A 20,279-nucleotide genomic window follows, 5' to 3' on the forward strand; every position below is an offset into this window, starting at 1 on the left:
GGTTTAAGGCTCATAAATCGCGCAAGCAAAATAAGTAGTGGGGATTTTTGCTCTTCCGTACAAAAGCAGAGCAGTCATCGACAAAACTTAATTTTGCTTACATAAATTGAGCGTATAGTAGGACATTTCAGCGAGGCTGAATGTCTAATAAAAGATATAAGCATCGAAGAGAGAACTGATATGTCTATCCTAAGTTGGGACGATTTCGAAGATGATTCGCAAAAACCAGCTGCACAAACACAGCAGCCTGCGCCCGTCGAGCCGCAAAAAGCGACTCATTCACAAGTGGTATCTGATGCAAGCAACACATCGTCGGATGTGGCAGCTGCACAACCCATTAGAGCCACTCAAAACCGAGGATCAAATCCAACCGATTCGCTGGCAAGAGCATCTGCTTCCCTAGAACAGCTTGATGTTGCACCAGGCTTAGAAGAGCTTGAAATGGGTGCGCAACGTGTACAGGTTGACGACAAGGCAATGATTAACTGTCGTGCGGACTTGAACCAGCTTGTTCCATTCAAATACGAATGGGCTTGGCAGAAGTATCTGGACGGTTGTGCAAACCACTGGATGCCTCAAGAAGTTAACATGAACCACGACATCGCGTTGTGGAAGTCTGAAAATGGCTTGACTGAAGATGAACGTACCATTGTGATGCGTTCACTTGGTTTCTTCTCGACTGCCGATTCACTGGTTGCAAACAACCTGGTACTGGCGATTTACCGTCACATTACCAACCCTGAATGCCGTCAGTACATTTTGCGTCAGGCGTTTGAAGAAGCGATTCACACCCATGCTTACCAGTACTGTATCGAATCTTTAGGTATGGATGAAGGCGAAGTCTTCAACATGTACCGCGAAGTACCATCAGTTGCACGTAAAGCCGCTTGGGGCCTGAAATATACTCAGTCTTTAAGTGATCCTACTTTCAAAACTGGTACACCTGAAAACGACCAGATCCTGCTTCGCAACCTGATCGCGTTCTACTGTGTACTTGAAGGTATCTTCTTCTACTGTGGTTTCAGCCAGATCCTGTCTATGGGCCGTCGTAACAAGATGAATGGTGTTGCCGAGCAATTCCAGTACATCCTGCGTGATGAGTCGATGCACCTGAACTTCGGTATCGATATGATCAACCAGATCAAGATCGAAAACCCAGGTTTATGGACGACTGAATTCCAGGAAGAAATCATTCAGATGATTCTTGAAGGTACCATGCTGGAAATCGAATACGCACGTGATACCATGCCGCGCGGTGTATTGGGTATGAATGCTGGCATGATGGAAGAATACCTGAAGTTCATTGCTAACCGTCGTCTGGCGCAATTAGGCTTGCCTGAACAGTTCGCTGGTGTGAATAACCCATTCCAGTGGATGTCAGAGATGATGGACTTGCGTAAAGAGAAGAATTTTTTCGAGACGCGCGTAACAGATTACCAAACTGGCGGTGCGCTAAGCTGGTAAGCTAATTTTGTTGTCGTTAAATGACAGTTGATGTGAGATTTTTGACACATATTCAAGATTATTACATTAACTAAAAAATAGAGCTCATGTGGCTCTATTTTTTTTGCATATCGAACTTTAAAAAATAACTAATGCTAGATGGCATTCGTTACATAATAATCTACAAACAGCCATTACATGTGTAATAAACAATTTAAAACTATGCGACATACTTTGTCGCTCTTTACCCGAACCAAACTGTGCAATTCGTGATCAATAGATTATTGTATAACTATTAAATTTAACATGTTACGCAACAATTAAAGTTAATATCTAACCAAACTAAACACTAATTATTCAGACTGTATTCGGTAACCTTCATTGCAGTGATTAATTTTATATATGGTATCCATATCTCTCTGCACTTGATAAACCTTAACTAGCCCATAACTCATGAGGCTCTAGTCGCTTTCGTGAATGATTTATTTGGATATTAATAATCATAAAATCGTTAAAAACCAATCATGGAGCAAGGAAATGCCAAATGTTCAAGAAATATCTATCTCTCTTAGAACATCTCCCAGCATTACTCTTTTGTGTCTGAAAAACAGAGAATGGGTTATTCAGTTTCTGCTTGAGGCTTTTCCCACTCAACAACCATCTAACTCATCAGAAAAACTGCAATTAGCTTTAATCAAATATATTGAAACGAATCTTGATTCGATTAACGATAATGACGAGTTTGATCTAGCTGATGACTTCAATACAGATCAGGATTTATCACTTACGACTTATGAGGCAAAAGCAAAACGCTATATTCAACATTGGACCAATAAAGGCTTTCTCAGCAACTATCAGGATGATCAAGGCATCATATTTTATGAGTTATCTTCTCACACAAATAAGACATTAGACTGGCTACAAAGCCTCACAAAAGAGGAATTTGTCGGTACTGAATCCAAATTCAAATACATCTTTAGTCAACTCAAAGAGCTAGTAGAAAATACCAATGACAATGTAGAAAACCGTATCCAAGTATTAGAGCAAAAGAAGCTAGAAATTGAACAGCAAATTCAACGCCTTAAGATTGGCGAAGATATTAATATCTATGAAGAATATCAGATTACACCTCGTTTTAAAGAAATCACCCAATCCGCAAAAGAGCTTCTATCTGACTTCAAAGAAGTAGAGGAAAACTTTAAATCAATTACCAAAGATATCTATCAACGTCATGCCGAAGGGAATCTATACAAAAGTGACATCTTACAATTTGCCTTTGACTCACTTGACGCTCTTAAAGAAAGCTCTCAAGGTAAAAGTTTCTATGCTTTTTGGTCTTTCCTGCTCAATCCAAGTCTGCAACAAGAATGGGACAGTCTAGTTATTTCCTTATATGAAATGCTTCAAGAAAAGAATATTCAGATCGACGACTTTTTTCTGCGTGGAATGAAGAAGTACCTGTATCAATCAGGTCAAAAAGTTTATAAAGCCAACGATCGTATGGCTGAAAAGTTGAGCCGCATCATTAGAGAAAGTGAAGCCTCTCAATCTGCACTTACAAAAAGCATTATTCAGGATATCAAGAAATCTCTGCTAATCTTAAATAAGCACAACCAAAAACCAGATATTGGTTTTGAGCTTGAAACCTCAGCAGAAATAAAAATTCCTTTTGAGAAAAAGTTAAGCTATGAAAAATCCAAACCAGTTGACTATAAAATAAACCCTACTCTGGCAAGCATGGACCTGGCTCACTCGGAACAATTGGCAAAACTGTTTGCACACATCCATGTTGATAAAAAGAAAATCAGACAGCATATTCAAGGCATTCTACTTCATCAATCACAAGCAAGCATTCAGGAACTCATTGATAAACAAGGTGGACTTTCTCAAGGATTACCAGAGTTATTTGGATACATGGATGTCATCAAAGATTTTAAACATACAGTGAATGACGAGCATCAACTGCGTATCTGCTTCGATCAAGCTCAGCAAAAGGTCATTCAGATTCCTGAAATTATTGTCATATGCTCTTAAGGATTATTAAAGTGCCAAATTTAGAACAGTACGAACAACCCTACTCCAGAGCCATTATAAGACTACTGAAATCACCAATCGAACGTAGCTCTCTACTATGGGAAAGCATTATTCATTATCAGGCTGCAATTCAGGACTATGTTGGAACAATTGGGCTTGAATTAATCATTAAAAAGGATGAAGGCTTTGCCTATGTCAAGCAAATGGAAGATAGCGAAGGTGGCACCTTAGGACTTGTACAAAGACGTGCTATAAGTTTTGAGGCCTCCATTGTCTTGGTTGTACTGCGCAATAGCCTAGAAGAGTTTGATAGCAATCCGACACAGTACCAAGCCAGTGAAAAATTCATTTCCAATATTCAAATTCGTGAAGAGTTGGAGCTATTTCTTCAAGAGAGCTATAACCATCTTAAATTCCAAAAAGACCTAGACAGGCATATTGATACTATAGAGGAACTCGGCTATCTCAGGTTGGTTTCGAAAAAGGAACTGGAAAAAACCTATCAAATTCATCGCATTATCAAAGAAAAAATCAGTTTAAACGAATTACAAGAATTCAAAGGAAAAATAAATGACTACCTACAGTCTATTTAGTACAAGTTCTGACCGTGCTGGCTTCCGCCTTAATTATATGGAAGTGTATAACTGGGGAACTTTTGATGATCGTATCTTCAGAATTATGCCTCAAGGCAATAACTCGCTGTTGACTGGCGCAAATGCATCAGGTAAAAGCACATTTATTGATGCCCTTCTGACATTGCTTGTTCCGGTAAAGAAAGATCGCTTCTATAACCAATCCTCTGGGATTGATAAAAAGGGGGATCGAACTGAAGAAACGTATGTCCTTGGCCATTATGGCAATATTCAAAACGAGGGTGAAGCTGGCACCTCAACTCAAAAACTACGGGATAAAAACTGCTACTCTGTCATATTAGCCAACTTTAGTAATACTGACTTTCGTACAATCACACTTTTTCAGGTTCGCTGGTTCAGCAATGGCGAACTCAAACGCACCTTTGGCTTAGCCCATACCGACTTAACCATTAGTGAAGATTTTAACCACTTTGATGCGAAAGGCAGCTGGAAAAAACGATTAGAAAAACAATACAGTAATCAAAGTAAGCGTATCATTGAGTTTTTTGATGGGCCTACTGGCTACGCTGAACGCTTTGCTGATCTATTAGGTATGCGCTCAGCAACCGCCCTTAGCCTTTTTAATCAGGTCGTTGGCGTTAAAGTGCTCGATGATTTGGATGAGTTTATTCGCAATAACATGCTGGAAAATCGTGATGCAGAAAATGAATACTTGCAATTAAAAGCAAGTTTTGTGACGCTCATGGAAGCAAAAACCAATATCGAGAAAGCGAAAGAACAAATTAACCAGCTGCTTCCAATTGATGAGCTTGCGCAGAGTATTCAACACGTCACTCAACAAAAAGAACGGCTTGATCAGTTTAAAAAACAAGGGAACTATTGGTTTACGAAAAAGTTCGTTGAGCTTGCAGCACAAGAACTCGAAAAACAAAATGCCGAATTGACCATCAAAGGCATTGATCTATCTAGATTACGGGAGCAAGAAACGCAACTTACTGAACAGCAAACAGATTTAAAGGTACAAATCAAATCTGACCATGTTGGTGGCCAAATTGAGAGCTTAAAGCAACGGATTAACCCTTTAGAAAAAAGTTGTGAGCAACGCTCAAAAAGATTGGAGGAATATAATCAGCTGGTATGCTCACTCGGGCTGATTCTAAATCCTGATATCAATCAATTTCTACACAACAAAACTCAAGCACAGAAGTCTGCTAAGGACTTAGAGCAACAGCAACAAGATAAACAACTAGAACTACGCAAACTTGAAAATGAGAAAATAGACATTCAGCGTGGCATTAGTGAGCTCATGGAGAATATTCAAACTTTGCAAAGGAACCAGAATAATATTACTGGTCGTGTAGCCAGTATTCGCGATGAAATTTTGCAACATACTGGCGCCAATAAACATGAAATCCCGTTCATTGCCGAGCTCATCAAAGTAAAGAGTGAGGAAATGGCTTGGGAACCAGCCATTGAGAAAATCCTGCACAGCTTCGCATTACGCCTAGTTATACCAGAAAAATATTACAAACAAGTCAATGAGTACGTGAACCGGACTAACTTAAAAGGCCGCATCGTATACCAGCGTTATCAGGATATTTCTCAGCTGAACTCGTTCAGCTCGCTAAAACAGCCCTCTGCTAATGCATTATTTAACAAATTGGAATTCAACCCAAAAAGCACATACATCACTGGCATTGAGGATGTTATCAAACACCAGTTTGACTATGCTTGTGTAAATAGTCTAGAGGAATTTAACCACTACAATGAAAAAGCAGTAACCCAACAAGGACTTATCAAATCCACCAAAGGTAAACATGAAAAAGACGATCGCCAGAACATCACTCACCGTGATAACTATATTCTAGGCTGGGATAACCAAGAAAAGATCTCTTTATTAAGGAACAGGTTTAATGCCCTTCAAGAAGATCAAACCAACAATAAGGCAAAAATAGATCGAGCTCATGAGAAAGTCGAACAGCTCAAACAACATCAAGCCAACTGTAACAAGCTTATCGATAAGTATGAACAATTTGATGACATTGACTGGCAAAACGATGCCAGACAAATTGAAGACCTCAAACGACAACTTGAGGTATTAAAACAAGCAAATGATCGTATAGCAGCACTACAACAACAATTAGTGGATGTTGAAACCAAACTCTCTACATTGAAAGATACCTCTATTACCCATGCTCAACGAGAAATCTTTAGTGTTGAGAAGAAAATAGAAGAGATTTCCTCTCAGATTGAAAAGGAACAGCAATCCCTCTCCTCCTCGATCGCTGTGGATACTACCTCTTTCGTCGAAGCATATCCAACTTATAGCCAGGTTGAGTTTAAAAATATTGATACGAAAAAAATCGAGATGTTGACCTATTTTAATAACCAAACAAAAGCGCTCGATGACCGTCTCAAAAATCATACGGACCAAATTACCAAGAGAATCTTTCAATTTAAAAACCCCAACGAAGTAATTACTTCCAAGTTTATAGATTGGAGATCTGATGTACATCATCTGCCTGACCCGGAGCATTTGGACTTAATTGGTGAATACCAAACTTTCCTGGAAAAACTACAGAACGATAATCTTCCTAAATTCGAGAAAAGATTTAATGATTATTTACATGAAACCATAACCAACAAGGTTAGTGATTTCCGCATGTTCTTTATGAATTGGGCTGACTCAATTAAGGAAAATATTCAAACACTGAATGATGCCCTACAGGAAATAGATTTCAGAGATAAAGATTTCAAAACCTATATCCAAATCGTTTTCCCTACCCGCATTAGCGATGAAATTAAAGACTTCAAAAGACTTTTAGAGCAGGCTATTCCTAATGCCAGAGAGATTGAAAAGAATCCTGAAGCTCAACATTTACACTTTGTGAATCATATTGAGCCATTTATCAAGAAACTTGATCATGAGGATTGGCGCAAAAAAGTCATGCAGGTTCGCTTTTGGTTTAGTTATAAAGCTGAAGAATTTTATCGGGAAAATCATCGTAAGTTCAAGACCTATGAAAACATGGGACAACTTTCTGGAGGTGAAAAAGCACAGCTAACATACACTATCCTAGGATCTGCCATTGCATATCAATTTGGCTTAACAAAAGAAGGCTTACAAAGTGACTCATTCCGTTTCATCGCAATTGATGAGGCATTTAAAGCCCAAGACGAAGACAAAGCACGTTATCTTATTAACCTATGTAAGCAGCTGCATTTACAGCTTTTGGTTGTCACCCCGAGCGATAATATCCATATTGTAGAAAATGATATTTCCTTCGTACATTATGTTGAGCGGAAGAATGAACGTCATTCTTGGCTATATGACATGCCAATCGAACAGTTTAAAGAAGAAAAAGAACAATGGATTAATAGAGAAACTCGACAAACAAACGACATGCATAACTTACCTGTCACTCAACAGTTTTAGCGAAAGTTTAATGAAATGATTACTGCACAAGAAATCAAATTAAAAGCTCAGCGCAAGTACGCCGAATATTTAAAATCTCTCATCACCGGAGGGACTATCTTCCCATTAGATATTCCTGGTAATAAGAGTTATAACAAATCATCAATGGATGAGTTTAGACGCGAAATCAGTTATATATCAAAAGACAGCAAAGAAAAGAATATATTTGGCTACTCCATTGAGTATCAGACTATTAGAACAAAATACTTAGGTTTACAAGACCTGCCAGCAAGAGTCTTTTTTGAATGCGAAGAAGACTTTGTTCGCTATATTTCCAAATACGATGAAGTTGAAATCTTTAGACAAAACTATCAAAAGATACTGCAGCTGATACCTCAATTGAAAACATGGATTGAACTTAATCCATTAAAGGTCATTGAACATGCGAATAATTGGGACAGTTTGCTAAAAGTCTGCCAATATTTTCAAACTACGCCTCAGCCAAACTTATATATCCGTGAGTTACCCATTCTTGTACATACCAAATTTATTGAGCAAAACAAGGGCATTCTTCGCGCCTTGTTACTAGAAATAATTCCAGAATATTGCGACCCTAAACAGACCATTTTTGAACATTGCTTTAATTTAAAAGTATATGAATCACAAGTTCGTTTCCGTATTTTGGACTCACAACTCAGCAACCAATATCTACTCGGGATCTCTGATCTAGCAATTCCCTTAAGCCAATTTCAATCTTTATCACTACCGATAAAACGTGTCATTGTGATTGAAAATAAAGTTAGTTTTTATACTGCACTCACCCTGCCCGATATGTCTAATACAATCGTCATTTTTGGCAGCGGCTATAAAATAGCGGAGCTGAAAAAAGTAACCTGGCTCGATCATGTTGAATTACTTTATTGGGGGGACATTGATGCTCAGGGCTTTGAAATTCTTTCCCAATTCAGAAGTTATTTCCCTCATGCCAAAAGTTTTCTTATGGATAAAATTACGTTCGATCTATTCTTTGAACAGGATTCGGGAACCCCTTCAATAATAAACGTAGAAAACCACCTCAACAATGAAGAGCAATACTTATATCAACTAGTAAAATCCAATAACTGGCGTATGGAACAAGAAAAAATTACAGTCGAGCACGTCAATAAAGCACTTCATGCAAACATTAGTATCTAGCTTTATAATGGTCTGATGATAAGGCTTTAAATTTTTATGAGCTTTTTGAAATAAATTATTCGGATCGAAAAATACCCTCTTAGTAACAGGATTAAAATAATTCGAAGATGATTTTCATATAGTTACTCTAGATGATCAACTAAACCTCCCACAACGGGAAAAACACAGTTAATATTGAATGTCAAAAAAGCTAAAAAATCTTTGATTTCATTAAAAAAATAAATCTCATGCTATCGGTCATTTTAACTTTAAATAAAAAGCCACCCTCGCGGTGGCTTTTTTCATGATCTGATTGATCAGCTTCAATTCTGGAATTTATTTTAACCGCTTCCCCGCTTCATCAATAATCATTTCCCCATCTTCCTTGCTAAAAGCTGCGCGCTGCGGAGCAGAAAGAATATCCAAAACAACTTCTGATGGTCGACATAATCTCACACCAAGTTCAGTCACCACAAATGGACGATTGATCAAAATCGGATGTTGCAGCATAAAATCAATCAGTTGATGATCTGTCCAATGATTGCTTTCCAGGTCAAGTTCTTCATAGGGCTTTACATTTTTACGAATCGCTTCACGTACCGACAGACCAGCATCCTGAATTAACTGAATCAGTTCTTCTTTTGTTGGTGGTGTATTCAGATACTCTATCACCTGTGGTTCCTCACCGGTATTACGGATCAAGGCCAAAGTATTTCGAGAGGTTCCACATTCAGGATTATGATAAATCTTGATCTTTTGGGACATGACTTTTCTCAGTACAGAAACGATATTGCTTTTATATATGGATATCCGTATATTCGCAATAGCAAATATATCAGGATATCGCAATGCATCAGACCGATTTTTTTAAATGTCTTGCCGATTCAACACGTTTAGATATTTTAAAGCTGGTTATGGCCAAGCAGAATGTTTGCGTCTGTGAATTCACAGAACAATTAAATCTGAGCCAACCCAAAATTTCCCGTCATCTGGCCTTATTGAGAAATCTGGGCATCTTGCTGGATCAACGCCAAGGACAATGGGTTTACTACCGTTTAAATCCTGATTTGCCGGTCTGGGCAAATGAAGTATTAAAAGTCATCGCACAAGATCCGGAAATTCAAAAGTTAAAATCTACCATTTCAGCACCCTGCGAATTATCCTGAGCCCAATATCATGTCTGCTTCAAAAATGTCATTTTTAGATAAGAATCTGACCATCTGGATTTTTATCGCCATGCTGCTGGGGATCGGGATTGGGGTTTTCTTTCCTCAGGCGTCGATCGCTTTAGACCGGATGAGTATTGATTCGGTCAATATTCCGATTGCCATTGGTCTGATTATCATGATGTATCCACCGCTTGCCAAAGTGGACTATGCCACCTTGCCGCAGGTGTTTAAGGATAAAAGCACGCTTACCCTTTCTCTGGTTCAGAACTGGCTGATTGCACCCTGCCTGATGTTTGCATTGGCGCTGATTTTCCTGCAATCCTATCCTGAATATATGACGGGGGTCATCCTGATCGGCTTGGCGCGTTGTATTGCCATGGTGCTGGTCTGGAATGGTCTGGCTTGTGGCGATAATCAATATGTGGCCGGACTGGTGGCATTTAACAGTATTTTCCAGATTCTGTTCTTCAGTAGCTATGCCTGGTTGTTTTTGACCTTCTTGCCGCCTTATTTTGGTGTGGAAGCACAGGTGATTGATGTCAGCTTCTGGACGATTACCCACGCGGTTCTGGTTTATCTGGGGATTCCATTTTTGCTGGGTTTTTTGACGCGCTTGATTCTGGTCAAGCAAAAAGGTCTAGAATGGTATCAAACGAAGTTTATTCCAAAAATCAGTCCGCTCAGCCTGCTGGCCCTGTTATTTACCATTGTCGCCATGTTTAGCCTGAAAGGCGGTGATGTGGTCAGCCTGCCACTGGATGTACTCAGAATTGCTATCCCCTTAACCATTTATTTCATTGTGATGTTCTTTATCAGTTTCTTTATGAGCAAGTGGATGGGCAATGATTATCCTAAAACTGCGGCTATTTCTTTTACCGCCGCCGGTAATAATTTTGAACTGGCACTGGCGGTTGCAATTGCCACTTTTGGTCTCGCGTCCCCTGTAGCATTTACCACTGTGATTGGTCCTCTGGTTGAAGTTCCAGTTCTGATTGCGCTGGTCAGCGTTTCATTATGGCTAAGAAAAAAAGTGTTTAAAGAGGCATAACCCGATGGATCTCCCGAATATCAATTTGAATCTGCTAGAAACCCCGACACTGGATAAAGTTCAGGCCAAAGCGCTGGATCATCCACCTCGTATTCTGCTGCTGTATGGTTCAAACCGTGACCGGTCCTACAGTCGCCTCGCCGTTCAGGAAGCCGGCCGGATACTGGAATATTTTGGCGCTGAAGTCAGAATTTTCCACCCTAAAGGATTACCCTTACCTGAAGATGCAGATACGAATCATCCTAAGGTAAAAGAACTACATGAACTTTTGGCCTGGTCAGAAGGCATGGTCTGGTGTTCACCGGAGCGTCATGGTTCGATGAGTTCGATTTTAAAAGCCCAAATTGACTGGATTCCTCTGGCAGCAGGTGCAATTCGTGCGACCCAAGGCAAGACACTGGCCGTGATGCAGGTTTGTGGTGGTTCACAATCCTTTAATGCAGTGAATCAGTTGCGTGTTTTAGGCCGCTGGATGCGGATGATCACCATTCCAAATCAGTCTTCTGTACCGAAAGCTTTCCTTGAATTCGAAGAAGACGGTCGCATGAAACCATCGCCTTATTACAACCGCATTGTGGATGTGATGGAGGAACTCTACAAATTCACCCTCCTCACCCGCGGTCAGTCTGCTTATCTCACCAATCGATATTCTGAACGGGTGGAAAGCGCCGAGGAATTATCGAAACGGGTAAATCAGCAGACAATCTAGTTTTATCTCAAATCCTCTGATCAACTTTCCAAAGCTTAAATATTAAAAAAATCCCACTCAAGAAGCGGGATTTTGTTTTTTGAAAATTTAGCACCAACAAATCATTTCAATTAAAACTCTTTCGTTACACTCAAGCCAGCACTCCAGTTTCGTCCTTCTGCCGGTTCATAGAAGCGACCATTGCTTTCATTCACAATCACTGAACCTGAATAATCTTTATCAAACAGGTTATCTACACGTGCAAAAGTTTTTACAGACCAGTCTTTCATATTCCAGTTATAGCCAACATTTGCACTAGCCACGGTATAGCTTGGCGCATATTGAGTATTGGTATCGTTGACATAAATCCGGTCTGAATAACGTACATCCAGACCAACACTTAAACCATTTTCAGGTTTCCAGCCTAAGCCAAGAAAAGCCTGATTTTTGGCAATACCGGGGATATAGTTGCCTGACTCAACTCTCGACACTGCAATACCACCATTCTGATTTAGAATTTCAGGAATATCAGCATCAAAAGTGGCGTCGATATAGCTATAGCTGGCTTGAGCCGTAAGCTCACGCCACAGGTCTTTACTCCATGACAGCTCTAAGCCTTTTCTTAAAGTTTTATCCGCATTACGGAAAGTAGAGCGTCCATTATCACTTCCTGCAGAAACAATATCGTCCTGAGTCGTGGTATAGAAAATTGCAGCAGTAAAATCACCGAAATGATTGGCAGACTTTAAGCCAATTTCATTGGTTTCACTTTCTGCTGCTTTTAGATCAAGTGTGCGGCTACTACCATCCGCTGGATACGCCATTTCAGTAAAAGTTGGTGTTTCAAAACCTTGTGCATAACTGGCATAGGCCATCAGTTCAGGAAGAATCTGCCAGCTTAACGCGGCTGAAGGCAGTAATTTCTCATAAGTTGTTTTACCTGAATTATCGCCATTACTTAAGTAATGATCATCAGATTTAAAATGTACATTGCTATAACGTAAGCCTGTATCCAAGGTCCAATCCGGCGAAATGTTATAAGAAGCCTGTAGATAAGGGTCGGCATTCCATAAGCGATTATCTTCATCACGACGTAGCTCACCTTTGATACCCAAAGTGTCACCGACAAAGTTTTGATAGCCTTTCCGGTCCTCGGTCATAGCATCGACAGCAACACCAGCAATCAGCTTGGTATTAGGCAGAATATCCTTAGCTGTCCAGCGCAAGTCTGCTCCATAAAACTGGCGGTCAAAATCAATTACACCAGCCGCATGATTGACTCTATCTTGTGCTATACGAGGAATTGATTGATATTGAGTGACTTCACGTTGTCCCCAATAGGCCATGCCATAGAGTTCATGCTGATCATTAAGAGGCTTCTCCCAGGTTAAACCTGTTTGCAACTGCTCAATATTTTTTCGGGCGTTATATAACAGGACGTTATTTGCAACCTGTTTAGGATCGGCTCTCCATTGCTCACGGGTTAAACCACTCGGATCATCTGCTGTAATTTTGACATAGTTATTCACCCAGTTAATTTTACTGCCATCTTCCAGCTCCCAAGTGAGCTTGGCATTGTTCAAAACTTTATGTGCACTACTGTGGTCACGGTAACCATTGGTATCAAAATAGGATGAACTGATGACATAGCTTGGCTCAGAGGCATGATCCGAACCCCCTTGCAGCACCAGATGGGTTTGGCCTTTATTTTGACTGCCACCCGAATATCCTAAGGTCAGTGAATCGGGGCCTTGCCCTTCCCGGCTTTGAGTTAAAATTGTGCCACCTGACGAGTTACCATAAAGTGAGGAAAATGGGCCGCTCAGTACCTCAATATGATCGAGGCTATTTAAGTCAATATTGGAAGTTTGCCCTTGCCCATCCGGCATGGTTGCAGGAATACCATCGACATATAAACGCACACCACGCACACCAAAAGTCGAGCGTGCACCGAAGCCTCGCATGGAAATCTGCAGGTCTTGTGCATAATTTTCCCGGTTATTCAGTTGTAAGCCTGGCACACCTTTTAAGGTTTCAGAGAGATTTACATTCAGGCTATTTTGCTGATTCTGGCTCAGGTAATAAGCTGAAGCTGGGGTGTTCAGTAATGCACGGTCGGTACGGGTTGCCTCAACTACGATAGGTGCCAGTCGCTGTACCTCCATCCCCGGTTCCTCCGCATGGATATCTTGACTAATACAGACTATTAGACAGGACAACGTTGATTTTATTGGTAACTGTTTTATATGAAGGCACATAGATCATATTCCTGATGTCTGGCATCTATTCATGCCATAGAAGCCAAAATATTTTTTTAAAGTGTTTTATGCTGAATCTTGAATTGTCAGTATGATCTGTGAGGTCAAAATATTGACTCTATAAAAATGCGTGTTCAACTGAACCTGACATAAGATCATTAATACTTATTAGCGCTTTATTCTTATCACAGCTGGTATTTTGCATAAAAAAGCCTGATGGATCAGGATTTTTTACACTAAGTATAAAACTTAATTATTTATTGTCTGCTAATACACAGGTAACTACAGACTCGTCCATTTTGGTACCAAATGAACCATGACCACTTGCCATGATAATAACGTATTGTTTACCGTTGATTTGATAAGTCATTAGAGTAGATTGACCACCTGCTGGCAGATGACCTATCCCACAACTCATCACCCTTGTTCAGTTGGAATATAAAAAACTATTTAACCCAGACAATCAAAAATTTCATTAAAGCGTTGAATCTGAAATTTGGGTTCAGCTTGAGTAAACTCTTCTGGTGAACCATAGCCATAGGTGACTGCGATAGTTTCTATCCCATTACGTCTAGCACCAAAAATATCATGCTCGCGATCTCCAACCATAATACAGGCAGCTGGATCTAACTGCTCTTGCTGCAGAATATATTCGATCAGGTCGCCTTTGTTGGTACGATCACCATTTAGCTCACTACCATAAATGCCTTCAAAATATTGATCCAGCTTAAAGTGTTCAAGAATCTGTCGTGCATAAACGGTGGGTTTAGCAGTCGCAAGAAATAGTCGGTATCCACGGCGTTTGAGTTCAGCTAAAGTTTCAGCCACCTCAGGAAAGACTTTATTTTCATATAGGCCAGTGACGGCAAAACGTTCACGGTAGGCTTCTAGTGCCTGTTCGGCCAGCACATGATTGCTTGCAACATTCAGGATTTTAGCGAGTGAGGCTTTAAGCGGTGGTCCAATGATCCAGTCAATATTGGTATCAGGACTAATAGGATGACCAATTTTTTCCAAGCCATAACGTGCCGACATGGTAATTCCTACTTTAGGATCAGTTAACGTTCCATCCAGATCAATCAAGATATTCTGAATCACCACAGTCCTCCGGCTACTTCGATGCAAATTGGTATCGAGTGTTCATGAAATTTTGCCTATACTAACGCAAATTTAGAGTTTAAGGACATCGTTTTGCGCCCTACAGTACTATGCTTTTCAGGTTTGGATCCTTCAGGTGGAGCAGGTCTTCAGGCTGATATTGAAGCTATCGGCCAAAGCGGTGCCCATGCTGCAATTGCCTGTACTGCCCTTACCATTCAGAACTCCCAACAGGTATTTGGCTTTGAAGCGACCTCAAAAAGTCTGCTACTTGCACAAGCCCAGGCGGTAGTCGGTGACTTGCCCATCCGTGGCATAAAATCCGGCATGCTTGGCACTACCGATAATATTGCAGCCTTAGCAGAGTTTCTTGCTGAGCATCCTGAATATTTTTATGTGCTTGATCCGGTACTTGTCGCGAACAGTGGTGGCTCATTGGGAGATCAGGCAACCTTGGTCAAGGCCTTTACCCAATTGATCCCTCATGCAACTATTATTACACCAAACACAGTGGAATTACGTGCGCTGACAGGTGAGCAGGATCTGGAACTTGCAACACAAAAACTGTTTGCCATGGGTGCAAAAGCCATACTGGTCAAAGGTGGACATGAAGATACTCCAGATTATATCCAGAACAGTTTATATATTCAGGGTGAGCTGGTGAACCAGACCCGTTGCGCTCGTCTGGAGGGGGAATATCATGGTTCAGGCTGTTCACTGGCCAGTTTTATTGCCGGTCGTTTAGCACTCGGTGATCAGCTCAAGACTGCCGTGCAGCATGCTGAGACATGGTTATTCGGTGTATTAAAAAATGCTGAGACGCCTATACCGAATGGTCAGAAAATTCCAAAACGCTTTGGTTAATACCCATTCTGTACATAAAAAAGAGCCTAAATCATTCAGGCTCTTTTTTTATTCAAATTCAACTTAGACATTACTGATATTAGAGAACTCAAATAGCGCATGAATTCATATAAATAATGTCATTGTAGATTTAAGTTGTTAGCTCTAATACTTTCATGCTGTTTGTTTCGATATCTACCGGTACAGAAATATGCTGATGCACCATCTTCCACTGCCCTTGTTCCTTTTTCAAACATAAGCTAGTACGACACCATTTCACGGAGGGAAGCCATTTTACTTTTTCAGCATTTGCTGGTGTAAGTTTTACATAACCATGAATGAAAGCTAAATGTGGTTCTACATGGATTGTCACATCATGTCGCTGTATGGTTACCCCATGAAGCATATAGGGCTTGTAGAGATTCCATTTCTGTTCATAAGCTTCCAGACCATGAACTTCTGTACTTAAATCAAAAAACCTGACATCTGGCACACACAACTTAAGCGCATTCTGAATATCCAAGCCCGCTATTGCACCATCCCATTTATGTAATAAATTCACTATCTCTTCGCCTAAAGATGGATCCCCGAATATTTTCATCTCTATTCTCTTATATTTTTAAATGGGGCGGATTCAAGCAGCAAGTGCAACAGTATAAAAACCAGCCATAACTTCACTAGGCGTATACCAGCCTAGTGTTTTTCTAGGGCGATGATTGAGAGCAAATTCTATCTGCTCTATTTGTTCATTTGACAGTTCATCAAACGAAGATGATTTTGGCAGATATTGCCTGATCAGACCATTGGTATTTTCATTTCTGGCTCGTTGAATCGACTTGTATGGATCTGCAAAGTACGTCTCTATCCCTGCTTCCGTTATCCGCCGGTGCTCGGAGAACTCCTTACCATTATCAAAGGTTACACTGTAGGCATGACTGCTGCGCAAACATGCTAAAGCACACGAGATCGTTTTAGTTGTGGTTCTAGTTTGTCCCAAATGAACGATATGTACATACAAGCTTTTGCGCTCAACCAGAGTTAATAATGCCCCCTTGTGATTCTTGCCTATCACGGTATCACCTTCAAAATCACCTAGGCGTTGACGTTTCTCGACGACCTCATCGCGACAGTGAATACTTGTTCTATCAACGAGTTGGCCTCTACGGTCTGTATTTTTATAACCTCGTTTACGATATTTCTTTTGATGCCTTAAATGAAGGTGGAGCTTACCACCTTTAGATTTATCTAGATAAACATACTGATAAATCCATTCATGTGAAGGCACATCAAGCCAACCTCGTTGTGTTAAAGCACCTGAAATTTGCTCAGGAGACCAATCTAAGCCAATCAGATAACGAATATAAACGAGAGCAAAATCTGTCATTTGTGAAGAGGATCGATATCGTCTTTGACTTGAAAATTTCTCTGCCTGTTGAGCTCGATATCCACGTTTTCCAGTATTTCTTTTGATCTCACGATAAAGGGTTGATCGAGAACGTCCAAGCTCCCTGGCAAGGGTAGAGATTGAAGATTTGCTTTTCAAAGCAGCATAAATTTCGTATCTTTCATCTTGAGAAAGTTGGGTGTATTGCTTCATTGGGTGCTTTCCAATTGCGAGTTGAAAAAAGTCTAATGATTTTAATACACCTAACTTTTTCAACTAACTACAAATATGTCGCACTTGGTATTTGAATCTGCGTGGCCAAATAATTACTGCAATCTGCCTTATAGATGGGCATAGAAGCTTTAGAATTACAGCAACAAAGCCTTAACTGGTAAAATCATTAAATATTATTAAAAGACTCATAGAGTCCATTTTTGAAAATCATTTTATTGTGAGCTGAACACCTTCCATAAAACTTACGGATGAGCTTGGTTAATTTAAGCTTATCGAAGTTATTTTTAACTGTTTGTTAAATTTTAGCTTTGTCACAACATGACAATTCCGAAAAACAATACTTATAATTCTAACAACATACAATATTGATGAATTAAATTTAAACAATGGCTTTACTATAACAGTCCTTTGGCATTTCTACGATTTCTACACAAAGCTGCACTGTCAAACCTTGTTGTGCTGATACATGCTGTTGCAGCACTTCTAGGACACACTGGGAAATCGCCTGTTTCAGTTCAGGACTACGACCCGACAATAAGGATACTTTCGCATGGACATAGGCCTGAGTGGTATTCAAATCCAGTCCGATCACATAATCATGCTGGCGAATTGCACGGCTTTTTAAATCATTCGGATTTTGAATATAATTTGCAGTACATAAGGCCTGATGAATCCCGAGCAGCATCGGCTTGATGTCCAGGTTCTGGAGATTATCTGAATATTCAATATGAAGATGAGGCATGAAATTTTATTTACTCTGTATTTTTTCTTCATTATGCCCCGAGTACAATAAAATGTAAGCCAAGGCAGATGATGACGGCTTATTTTTTAAACCGCCATTCTGATTCAAACTTTATGAGATTAAGCAGATCAAGACTGAATTATGCTTTTTTCACATATTCAGACTTGAGCTTCATTGCACCAATACCCTCAATTTTACAGTCAATATCATGACCATCTGCAGCATCTGGCAACAGGCGAATACTTTTTACTTTAGTGCCAACTTTCACCACAGATGATGAACCTTTAATTTTCAGGTCTTTGATCACTGTTACGCTATCACCATCAGCAAGAACATTGCCGTTGGCATCCTTAATAATTAGCTGCTCTTCTGTATCTTCACCCTCTTTCCATTCATGCGAACATTCAGGACAGATCAGTAAATCCCCATCTTCGTAGGTATATTCAGACTGGCATTTTGGACAATGGGGTAGACTCATAAGAACCTCAAAAATAAAAATAAGAAATGAATAAATCAAAAACTCATTATAGCATTTTATACCTTATATTTTATATGGATTTAACTTCTACATTTTTACTGAAAGATTTAAAGAATAGATCTCTTGCGAAAGTAAAAACCATCCCCATATAGATTTCATGAGATATCAGAACTTAAACCGTTTTTCAGATTCTGAATTCAAGCGCTTGGTTGGCGTACCTCGAGCAGTTTTTACCGAAATGGTCGAGGTTTTAGAAAAAGCAGAATCACTCAAAAAGAAATCAGGCCGTCCTCATACTTTAGCTATAGAGGATCAATTGTTATTAACACTCAATTACTTACGAAATTATAGCACTCAATTGGAGTTAGCAGCACACTATCATATCGCTGAAAGTAATGTGAACCGAACCATTAAAAAGGTTGAAGATGCCTTAATGAGATCAAGACGTTTTACTCTGCCAAAACGAAGCCTTACCACAACAGACGAACGCTTTAACTGGGTCATTATTGATGCGACAGAATGTTCAATAGAACGCCCGAAAAAAAAATCAGAGTAAGTTCTATAGTGGTAAAAAGAAGAAACATACGCTTAAAGCCCAAGTGATCTACCATCCTAAGAGTAAACAAATCATAGGATTAGATATATCGTATGGCAGTCAGCATGACATTAAATTGGCAAGGAAAACGGTTAAGAAATTCAAACATTGTGAATATGTTATGACTGATTTAGGGTACTACGGATTAGAGCAAGATGGCTTTAAATTATTGATGCCCATTAAGAAAAAGAAGAATTTTCCTTTATTTGAAGTTGAGAAAAAGTACAATAAAATGATTGGAAAAATACGCGTTGTGATCGAACACATTAATAGTCAATTGAAAACATTTAGAATCTTAAGTGAACGCTATCGAAATAGACGGAAAAGATTCGGTTTACGCATGAACTTAATTGCTGCACTGGTAAACCGAATCAACTTGCAATAACAACTTTCGCAAGAGGTCTAATATTAGTCTGGATTCTCTTTTGAGTTTTCATCAACAGATTCTTGATAAAAAGAAAAAGCCCAGCGAAACTGGGCTTTACAATCTTCATTCTGTATTAAGCGCTGGTTGAGCCTTAACTGCTCAAAGGTGTATCGTCATCATCGATGTCGTCATATACATAAGCCATACAGCCCCAGCCATCATAAACTCCACCAAATTCGCTCGCGATTTTGGTAAACCATTGCTCCAGATCGACAATATCTTCATAGCTCGGTTCCATATAAATGAAAATCGTGATTACCCACTCGAGTGTATCGCTTTCTTCATCCTGGAACAGGCTGATTTTCTGTTCTTCTTTTAATAGATGCAAAGCACAGCGATCGGCCTGAGATTCTTCATTAAATGCAATCGAAAATTCAATTTCATGTGCTTCAGTCAGATCATCACCATCCTGAAACATCTGCCAGAGTACATTGCCATTTTCATCATCCGGGAACTGCTGATAATCACGTGACATAGGGCTGTCCTTATTGTGCTGCTGTTTTATTATACAAATTAGATTAGCTGATTTTTATACAGGATACGATAGCTAAAATAATATTTTTTATAGTTTTTAAATGACTGATTTTATAAATCAAATTGGGGCCATACTTTTGAAATAACAATTTAACTTTTACTAGTAGAGGGACTTTAACTGCT

Annotated in this window: 18 protein-coding genes and 1 pseudogene; 10 read left to right on the forward strand and 9 right to left on the reverse strand. The window is 39.7% G+C overall.

Annotated features, from left to right (window positions below):
* Nucleotides 1-180: 180 nt before the first annotated feature.
* The 5 genes from IHE35_RS11235 to IHE35_RS11255 all read left to right on the forward strand — a co-directional run bounded on the left by IHE35_RS11235 (nt 181) and on the right by IHE35_RS11255 (nt 8,679).
* Nucleotides 181-1,464, forward strand: coding sequence for a ribonucleotide-diphosphate reductase subunit beta (locus IHE35_RS11235; protein WP_242787531.1), 1,284 nt, complete (start codon nt 181-183; stop codon nt 1,462-1,464).
* Nucleotides 1,465-1,980: 516 nt separating this feature from the next.
* The gene (locus tag IHE35_RS11240) at nt 1,981-3,477 is read left to right on the forward strand and encodes a DUF3375 domain-containing protein (RefSeq protein ID WP_242787534.1); all 1,497 of its coding nucleotides are present in this window, start codon (nt 1,981-1,983) and stop codon (nt 3,475-3,477) included.
* A gap of 11 nt (nt 3,478-3,488) precedes the next feature.
* A complete protein-coding gene (locus tag IHE35_RS11245; protein ID WP_242787537.1) occupies nt 3,489-4,070 on the forward strand; it encodes a DUF4194 domain-containing protein in 582 nt (193 codons plus the stop codon).
* Nucleotides 4,048-7,506 (forward strand): SbcC/MukB-like Walker B domain-containing protein, encoded by a 3,459-nt coding sequence (locus IHE35_RS11250; RefSeq protein WP_242787539.1) that lies wholly within the window; start codon nt 4,048-4,050, stop codon nt 7,504-7,506. The genes IHE35_RS11245 and IHE35_RS11250 overlap by 23 nt, the downstream gene beginning before the upstream one ends.
* Nucleotides 7,507-7,521: 15 nt before the next feature.
* Complete coding sequence (locus IHE35_RS11255; RefSeq protein WP_242787542.1) at nt 7,522-8,679, forward strand: Wadjet anti-phage system protein JetD domain-containing protein; 1,158 nt, start codon at nt 7,522-7,524, stop codon at nt 8,677-8,679.
* 315 nt (nt 8,680-8,994) lie between these two features.
* Here the strand turns inward: IHE35_RS11255 and arsC are convergent, their stop codons facing one another.
* The gene (gene arsC / locus IHE35_RS11260; protein WP_242787543.1) at nt 8,995-9,423 is read right to left on the reverse strand and encodes an arsenate reductase (glutaredoxin); all 429 of its coding nucleotides are present in this window, start codon (nt 9,421-9,423) and stop codon (nt 8,995-8,997) included.
* An 83-nt stretch (nt 9,424-9,506) separates the two neighbouring features.
* On the opposite strand from arsC, the gene IHE35_RS11265 reads away from it, so the two are divergent.
* The 3 genes from IHE35_RS11265 to arsH are packed head-to-tail and all read left to right on the forward strand — an operon-like array spanning nt 9,507 to nt 11,584.
* On the forward strand, nt 9,507-9,824 hold the full coding sequence (locus tag IHE35_RS11265; RefSeq protein WP_242787546.1) for a metalloregulator ArsR/SmtB family transcription factor: 318 nt from the start codon (nt 9,507-9,509) through the stop codon (nt 9,822-9,824).
* A gap of 10 nt (nt 9,825-9,834) precedes the next feature.
* Nucleotides 9,835-10,875, forward strand: a complete 1,041-nt coding sequence (gene arsB / locus IHE35_RS11270; protein ID WP_242787548.1) for an ACR3 family arsenite efflux transporter — start codon at nt 9,835-9,837, stop codon at nt 10,873-10,875.
* A 4-nt stretch (nt 10,876-10,879) separates the two neighbouring features.
* Nucleotides 10,880-11,584: an arsenical resistance protein ArsH gene (gene arsH, locus IHE35_RS11275; RefSeq protein WP_242787551.1), complete on the forward strand. Its 705-nt coding sequence runs from the start codon at nt 10,880-10,882 to the stop codon at nt 11,582-11,584.
* A gap of 110 nt (nt 11,585-11,694) precedes the next feature.
* On the opposite strand, the gene IHE35_RS11280 is transcribed toward arsH, so the two are convergent.
* From IHE35_RS11280 to IHE35_RS11290, 3 genes and pseudogenes are all read right to left on the reverse strand, one after another.
* The gene (locus IHE35_RS11280) at nt 11,695-13,821 is read right to left on the reverse strand and encodes a TonB-dependent receptor (RefSeq protein WP_242787553.1); all 2,127 of its coding nucleotides are present in this window, start codon (nt 13,819-13,821) and stop codon (nt 11,695-11,697) included.
* Nucleotides 13,822-14,074: 253 nt separating this feature from the next.
* Nucleotides 14,075-14,218, reverse strand: a pseudogene (locus IHE35_RS11285) (hypothetical protein); the annotation flags it as partial.
* A 53-nt stretch (nt 14,219-14,271) separates the two neighbouring features.
* Nucleotides 14,272-14,919, reverse strand: coding sequence for an HAD-IA family hydrolase (locus IHE35_RS11290; protein ID WP_242787556.1), 648 nt, complete (start codon nt 14,917-14,919; stop codon nt 14,272-14,274).
* Between the two features lie 93 nt (nt 14,920-15,012).
* Here IHE35_RS11290 and IHE35_RS11295 point away from each other — a divergent pair, with 93 nt between their 5' ends.
* Entirely contained in the window at nt 15,013-15,783 is a 771-nt protein-coding gene (locus tag IHE35_RS11295; RefSeq protein WP_242787558.1) for a hydroxymethylpyrimidine/phosphomethylpyrimidine kinase, read from the forward strand.
* Nucleotides 15,784-15,913: 130 nt separating this feature from the next.
* Here the strand turns inward: IHE35_RS11295 and IHE35_RS11300 are convergent, their stop codons facing one another.
* The 4 genes from IHE35_RS11300 to IHE35_RS11315 form a co-directional block, all read right to left on the reverse strand.
* Nucleotides 15,914-16,363, reverse strand: coding sequence for a nuclear transport factor 2 family protein (locus IHE35_RS11300; RefSeq protein WP_242787561.1), 450 nt, complete (start codon nt 16,361-16,363; stop codon nt 15,914-15,916).
* A gap of 33 nt (nt 16,364-16,396) precedes the next feature.
* Entirely contained in the window at nt 16,397-17,359 is a 963-nt protein-coding gene (locus IHE35_RS11305; RefSeq protein ID WP_242787563.1) for an IS30 family transposase, read from the reverse strand.
* A 400-nt stretch (nt 17,360-17,759) separates the two neighbouring features.
* Nucleotides 17,760-18,122 (reverse strand): 5-carboxymethyl-2-hydroxymuconate Delta-isomerase, encoded by a 363-nt coding sequence (locus IHE35_RS11310; protein ID WP_242787566.1) that lies wholly within the window; start codon nt 18,120-18,122, stop codon nt 17,760-17,762.
* Between the two features lie 139 nt (nt 18,123-18,261).
* On the reverse strand, nt 18,262-18,600 hold the full coding sequence (locus IHE35_RS11315; RefSeq protein ID WP_004814566.1) for a zinc ribbon domain-containing protein YjdM: 339 nt from the start codon (nt 18,598-18,600) through the stop codon (nt 18,262-18,264).
* A gap of 157 nt (nt 18,601-18,757) precedes the next feature.
* Here IHE35_RS11315 and IHE35_RS11320 point away from each other — a divergent pair.
* Nucleotides 18,758-19,580 (forward strand): IS5 family transposase gene (locus tag IHE35_RS11320; RefSeq protein WP_242786769.1). Its coding sequence is split into 2 segments (ribosomal slippage): nt 18,758-19,138 and nt 19,140-19,580, totalling 822 coding nucleotides; the frame shifts between segments, so codons are not numbered across the junction.
* 133 nt (nt 19,581-19,713) lie between these two features.
* Here the strand turns inward: IHE35_RS11320 and IHE35_RS11325 are convergent.
* Entirely contained in the window at nt 19,714-20,097 is a 384-nt protein-coding gene (locus IHE35_RS11325) for a ribonuclease E inhibitor RraB (protein WP_242787569.1), read from the reverse strand.
* Between the last annotated feature and the right edge of the window lie 182 nt (nt 20,098-20,279).

This window comes from Acinetobacter sp. ASP199, assembly GCF_022700675.1.
Taxonomy (GTDB): Bacteria; Pseudomonadota; Gammaproteobacteria; order Pseudomonadales; family Moraxellaceae; genus Acinetobacter.

What these genes read in the sequence shown, in the direction of transcription:
- IHE35_RS11235 (WP_242787531.1), top strand. Translation starts at nt 181, where the DNA reads ATGTCTATCCTAAGTTGGGACGATTTCGAAGATGATTCGCAAAAACCA.
- IHE35_RS11240 (WP_242787534.1), top strand. Translation starts at nt 1,981, where the DNA reads ATGCCAAATGTTCAAGAAATATCTATCTCTCTTAGAACATCTCCCAGC.
- IHE35_RS11250 (WP_242787539.1), top strand. Translation starts at nt 4,048, where the DNA reads ATGACTACCTACAGTCTATTTAGTACAAGTTCTGACCGTGCTGGCTTC.
- IHE35_RS11255 (WP_242787542.1), top strand. Translation starts at nt 7,522, where the DNA reads ATGATTACTGCACAAGAAATCAAATTAAAAGCTCAGCGCAAGTACGCC.
- arsC (WP_242787543.1), bottom strand. Translation starts at nt 9,423, where the DNA reads ATGTCCCAAAAGATCAAGATTTATCATAATCCTGAATGTGGAACCTCT.
- IHE35_RS11265 (WP_242787546.1), top strand. Translation starts at nt 9,507, where the DNA reads ATGCATCAGACCGATTTTTTTAAATGTCTTGCCGATTCAACACGTTTA.
- arsB (WP_242787548.1), top strand. Translation starts at nt 9,835, where the DNA reads ATGTCTGCTTCAAAAATGTCATTTTTAGATAAGAATCTGACCATCTGG.
- arsH (WP_242787551.1), top strand. Translation starts at nt 10,880, where the DNA reads ATGGATCTCCCGAATATCAATTTGAATCTGCTAGAAACCCCGACACTG.
- IHE35_RS11280 (WP_242787553.1), bottom strand. Translation starts at nt 13,821, where the DNA reads ATGTGCCTTCATATAAAACAGTTACCAATAAAATCAACGTTGTCCTGT.
- IHE35_RS11300 (WP_242787561.1), bottom strand. Translation starts at nt 16,363, where the DNA reads ATGAAAATATTCGGGGATCCATCTTTAGGCGAAGAGATAGTGAATTTA.
- IHE35_RS11305 (WP_242787563.1), bottom strand. Translation starts at nt 17,359, where the DNA reads ATGAAGCAATACACCCAACTTTCTCAAGATGAAAGATACGAAATTTAT.
- IHE35_RS11310 (WP_242787566.1), bottom strand. Translation starts at nt 18,122, where the DNA reads ATGCCTCATCTTCATATTGAATATTCAGATAATCTCCAGAACCTGGAC.
- IHE35_RS11315 (WP_004814566.1), bottom strand. Translation starts at nt 18,600, where the DNA reads ATGAGTCTACCCCATTGTCCAAAATGCCAGTCTGAATATACCTACGAA.
- IHE35_RS11325 (WP_242787569.1), bottom strand. Translation starts at nt 20,097, where the DNA reads ATGTCACGTGATTATCAGCAGTTCCCGGATGATGAAAATGGCAATGTA.